This is a genomic window from Streptomyces sp. NH27 (assembly GCF_056859195.1).
The window spans coordinates 1-4,991 of sequence record NZ_JACEGK010000561.1; the positions used below are offsets into that span (position 1 = coordinate 1).

The 4,991-nt window shown below is 73.8% G+C and carries 4 protein-coding genes and 1 riboswitch; of the genes, 1 reads left to right on the forward strand and 3 read right to left on the reverse strand.

Features of this window, described 5'->3' with window-relative positions; translation table 11 throughout:
• From AC13HU_RS31905 to AC13HU_RS31915, 3 genes are all read right to left on the reverse strand, one after another.
• A partial coding sequence (locus AC13HU_RS31905; RefSeq protein ID WP_483045461.1) for a LacI family DNA-binding transcriptional regulator occupies nt 1-1,032 on the reverse strand: 1,032 nt, incomplete at its 3' end.
• Nucleotides 1,033-1,310: 278 nt separating this feature from the next.
• Nucleotides 1,311-2,111, reverse strand: coding sequence for a class I SAM-dependent methyltransferase (locus AC13HU_RS31910; RefSeq protein WP_483045462.1), 801 nt, complete (start codon nt 2,109-2,111; stop codon nt 1,311-1,313).
• A gap of 106 nt (nt 2,112-2,217) precedes the next feature.
• Nucleotides 2,218-3,240, reverse strand: coding sequence for an enoyl-CoA hydratase/isomerase family protein (locus AC13HU_RS31915; protein WP_483045463.1), 1,023 nt, complete (start codon nt 3,238-3,240; stop codon nt 2,218-2,220).
• A 143-nt stretch (nt 3,241-3,383) separates the two neighbouring features.
• A riboswitch (ZMP/ZTP riboswitch) is annotated at nt 3,384-3,474 on the forward strand.
• Between the two features lie 26 nt (nt 3,475-3,500).
• Here AC13HU_RS31915 and AC13HU_RS31920 point away from each other — a divergent pair.
• Nucleotides 3,501-4,973 carry a glycine hydroxymethyltransferase gene (locus AC13HU_RS31920; RefSeq protein ID WP_483045464.1) on the forward strand — a complete coding sequence of 491 codons (1,473 nt, stop codon included), beginning with the start codon at nt 3,501-3,503 and terminating at the stop codon, nt 4,971-4,973.
• Nucleotides 4,974-4,991: the final 18 nt, after the last annotated feature.

Below are 4,991 nucleotides of genomic sequence, written 5' to 3' on the forward strand. Positions count from 1 at the left end.
GCGGTAGGCGGGGCGGGCCGGGGCGGTGCTCCCGCGCGGGACGAGCACCGGCGGTTCGAGCAGCACGTCCGCCACCCGCTCCCCCCTCACGTGCGCGAGCAGGACTTCCGCGGCACGGTGGCCGTACTCCGGCACCCGGCGGCTCACCGCCGTCAGCGCGGGGTGCACCAGGCGGCACAACTCGCTGTCGTCCCACGCGACGAGGGACAGCTCGCCCGGCACCGACACCCCCATCTCCTGGGTGACGCCGAGCGCGGCGACGGCCATCACGTCGTTGTCGTAGACGATGGCGGTGGGCCGCTGCGCGGCGGACAGCAGCCGCCGGGTCGCCCGCGCGCCGTCCTCCCCGGAGTAGTCGGTGTAGACGCAAGTGATCCCGCCGAGCCCCAACTCCTCCGCCGCGGCCTCGAACGCCTCGCCGCGCTCGCGGGTGTGCACGAAGTGCGGCGGCCCGGCCACCCGGGCGATCTCGCGGTGCCCCAGCGCGGCGAGGTAGGCCAGGGTCTCCCGGACGGCGACCGCGTCGTCGATCCAGACCGACGGCACCCCGGGCACCCGGCCGGCGTGCCCCACCGCCAAGGCGGGCATGCCCAGTTCGGCGAGCAGTTCGGGCCGCGGATCGGGTTCGCGCAGGTCCACCAGGAGCACGCCGTCCACCCGCCGCTCGCCCCACCAGCGCCGGTACGCCGCCTCCTCCGCGCCGGCGTCCTCGGTGACCTGGAGCAGCAGCGCCGTGCCCGTGGCGGCGAGCCCGGCCTCGACACCCGAGATGAGCCGCATGAAGAACGGTTCGATGCCCAGCACCCACGCGGGCCGGTCCACCACCAGGCCGATCGCGCCGGCCCGGCCGTCGGACAGCGCGCGGGCGGCGCTGCTGGGGTGCCAGCCCATCCTGGCGGCGATCTCCAGGATGCGTGCGCGGGTCCCCTCCGACACGCCCGGTTTGCCGTTGAGCGCGTAGGACACCGCGCCCTTCGAAACGCCTGCGGCCTCGGCGATGTCGGCAATGGTGGGGCGCTTCTTGGGGGACACGGGGGACATGCGGCCTCGGGCGGTGCGGGGCCCGCGGGCGGGCCGGTTTCGGCGATACGGCCCGCCCACCTTACGACCTCGGGAGTATAGGGAGCGGGCTGCCGGTGTTGGCGCCACGGCGGCCGGATCTCCGCAACGGCGCCGCCGGCTCAACCGGTTGAGTGCCGCACGCCGCCCCGGTTTTACCCAGGTGCACCAGCACTACGGCGCCCCGACGCCGTAAAGCTCTGACGCCGTAAGGCCGCGACATCGTTCGGCCCCGGCCTCGCCCGCCCGCGTCAGCTTCGTACGGCCGAGATCTCCAGCCGGACGTAGTCCGCGACCGGCTCGGCCAGGCGCGCGGCGACGGCCCGTACGAAGGGCTCGCGGTCGGCGTCGGCCATGGTGTCCAGCCGCGGGCCGAGGATGACGGTCGCGAGGAAGGACTCCAGTTGCTCACCGCGCTCGAACACGGCCGGGTCGGGGCGCAGTTGGACGTCGATGTCGGTGAACCCGGCGGCGGCCAGCCGGTCGCGGGTGTCGTCCACGCCCGCGAACTCCCAGGTGTCGGAGGTGGTGCCGGTGACGTCGGCGACGGCCGCGTTGACCGCGGCGATGTTGCCGCGGCCGCCGCAGTCGCTGACCAGGCGGGCGCCGGGCCGCATCCGCTCGGCTAGCGCCCCGAAGAGCGCGGAGTGGTCCTGGATCCAGTGGAAGGCGGCGACGCTGAAGACCGCGTCCACCTCGCCGTCGAAGGTCAGCGGCTTCGTCAGGTCGGCGAGCACGACCTCCACCCGGTCCAGCCGCCCGGCCAGCCGCTCCCGCAGCCGGTCCAGCATGTGAGCAGAACCGTCCACGGCGATCACCCGGCCGTCCGGCAGCCGGTCCAGCAGCCCTTCGGTGTCACGCCCGGTACCGCAGCCCGCGTCGAGCACCCGCTCGTCGCCGCGCAACGGCAGCCGGGCGAGCGTGCGCCGCCCCCAACCGAGGTGCGGCAGCGGCAGGGAGTCGTACGTCCTGGCGTCCCATTCCCGGGGCATGGCGCTCCAATCGTCGCGCGACCACCGCCGGCCGCCCGGCGGCGACGGTCCGGTGATCATCGATCGTCACAGTACGCCGCGTCGCCCGCATGGTGATACCGACATCTCACATAATGGACCCAGGGCGACGCGGGTGGCCCGGCGGCGCGACGTACGGGCGTGGTCCTCAAGCGCGTGGCGCCCAGACGGGATTGCGGTCCTTGTCCACCAGCGCGGCGCGCACCCCTTCGTGGAAGTCGGGCTCGCGGGCGGTGCGGCAGGCACTCTCCAACTCGCCGGCCAGGCACTCCGCCAGGCTCGCGCCGGTTCCCGCGCGCAGCAGCCCGAAGGTCACGTCCAGGCTCATCGGGCTGGCCCGGCCCAGCACCGCGAGGGTGTCCTCGGCCCATGCCCGGTCGGCGGCGCCCCCGGCGTCGGCTTCTGCGGCGAGCCGGGTACGCAGCTGCGCCAGGTCCGGCGCGGAGAAGCAGCGCTCGATCGCCGCGCGGTGCCCGGCGAGTTCGGAGGGCGGCGCGGCCACGGCGAACCGTTCCAGCACCGCGTCCGGTGTGCCGCCCTCCGTCCCGGCCAGCGCCTCCTCCAACGCGGGCAGGTCGGCGGCGGGCACGTAGTGCGTGGCCAGGCCGCACTCGACCGCGGCGGCGCCCGAGATCCGTACGCCCGCCAGCCCGAGGTACCAGCCGACGGCGCCCGGCAGCCGCGGCAGGAAGTAGGTCGCGCCGATGTCGGGGAAGAACCCGATCGCCGTCTCCGGCATCGCAAGCACCGCCCGCTCGGTGGCCACCAGCGCCGAGCCGTGCACCGAGATGCCCAGCCCGCCGCCCATCGCGTACCCGTCGACCAGCGCGGTGTACGGCTTCGGGTACTCCGCGATCAGCGCGTTCAGCGCGTACTCCGTGCTGAAGTACTCGCGGACCGCCGCGTCGTCGCCGCGCAGGCCCGCGGCACGCATCGCCAGGATGTCGCCGCCGGCGCAGAACGCCTTCGGGGAGGTGCTGCGCACCAGCACGGAGCGGACCGCTGGGTCTTCCCGCCATCCGCGCAGCGTCGTGTCGATCGCGCGGGCCATGTCCAGGTCCAGCGCGTTCAGCGCACCCGGGCGATCCAGCTCCAGGATGCCCACGCCAGCGGCGGTGACCTGGCAACGCACCGAAGCCGAGGTTGTAGCCGAGGTTTCCGACCTGCCCATGTGCCGCTCCCGATGTCGTGCCTACAGCGCCCCTGGCCCTGCGCGGCTGCGCCGCGAAAGGAGCCGGCACACGCCCGAGGGCCCGGCCGCCAGGTGGTCCCGGAACCGACAGTACGCGGCAGGTCGGACGGGTTGATACGCTGCCCCGGAGCCGTGACTGGCGTGCTGGGATGGGTGCAACCATCGGGAAGCGGCTCGTGCGAATCAGAAGTGCCGTGCGCCTGGGCCACCCCGTTGCCGAATCTCCGGAGGACCCCGCCATGGCCGAGCCGTCTGTCACCCAGCAGTCCCCGCAATCCCACCGGTCCGTCGAGTCGACCGCGTTCCGCAGCGCGCTCGAGGTGATCCGGGGCGTCGAGCCGCGGGTCGCGGACGCGATCGCCGCGGAAGTCGCCGACCAGCGCGAGATGCTGAAGCTGATCGCGAGCGAGAACTACGCCTCGCCCGCGGTGCTGCTGGCGATGGGCAACTGGTTCAGCGACAAGTACGCGGAGGGCACCGTCGGCCGCCGCTTCTACGCGGGCTGCCGCAACGTGGACACGGTCGAGGCGCTCGCCGCCGAGCACGCCCGCAACGTGTTCGGCGCCGCGCACGCGTACGTACAGCCGCACTCCGGTATCGACGCGAACCTCGTCGCGTTCTGGGCGGTGCTCTCGCAGCGGGTGGAGCGCCCGGCGCTGGAGAAGGCCGGCGTCCGCCAGGTCAACGACCTGTCCGAGCAGGACTGGGCCCGGCTGCGCGCCGACTTCGGCAACCAGCGGATGCTCGGCATGTCCCTGGACGCGGGCGGCCACCTCACGCACGGCTTCCGCCCGAACATCTCGGGCAAGATGTTCGAGCAGCGCAGCTACGGCACCGACCCGCAGACCGGCCTGGTGGACTACGACGCGCTGCGCGCCGCGGCCCGCGAGTTCCGGCCGCTGATCCTGGTCGCGGGCTACTCCGCGTACCCGCGGCTGGTCAACTTCCGCATCATGCGCGAGATCGCCGACGAGGTCGGCGCCACGCTCATGGTGGACATGGCGCACTTCGCCGGCCTGGTCGCGGGCAAGGTGCTGACCGGCGACTTCGACCCGGTGCCGCACGCGAACATCGTCACCACCACCACCCACAAGTCGCTGCGCGGCCCGCGCGGCGGCATGGTGCTGTGCGACGACGCGCTCGCCGAGCACGTGGACCGCGGCTGCCCGATGGTGCTCGGCGGCCCGCTGCCGCACATGATGGCGGCCAAGGCGGTGGCGCTCGCGGAGGCGGCCCGGCCGGAGTTCGGCAGCTACGCGCACGCCGTGGTGGACAACGCCCGATCGCTCGCCGAGGGCCTGCTGCGGCGCGGCGCGACGCTGGTCACCGGCGGCACCGACAACCACCTCGCCCTGATCGACGTCTCCTCCTACGGCCTGACGGGTCGTCAGGCGGAGGCGGCACTGCTGGACGCGGGCATCGTCACCAACCGCAACTCGGTGCCGCAGGACCCGAACGGCGCCTGGTACACCTCCGGCATCCGCATCGGCACCCCCGCGCTCACCACCCGGGGCCTGGGCGCGCCGGAGATGGACGAGATCGCCGGCCTCATCGACACGGTGCTGACGGCCGCCACGCCCGCCGCCGCGGCGAAGGGCGGCACGTCGAAGGCCAACTACGTGCTGGACCCGACCGTCGCCGAGCAGGTCGCCACCCGCTCCTCCGACCTGCTTGCCGGTTTCCCCCTCTACCCGGGCATCGACCTGAGCTGACGGTTGCCGCCCCCGGAC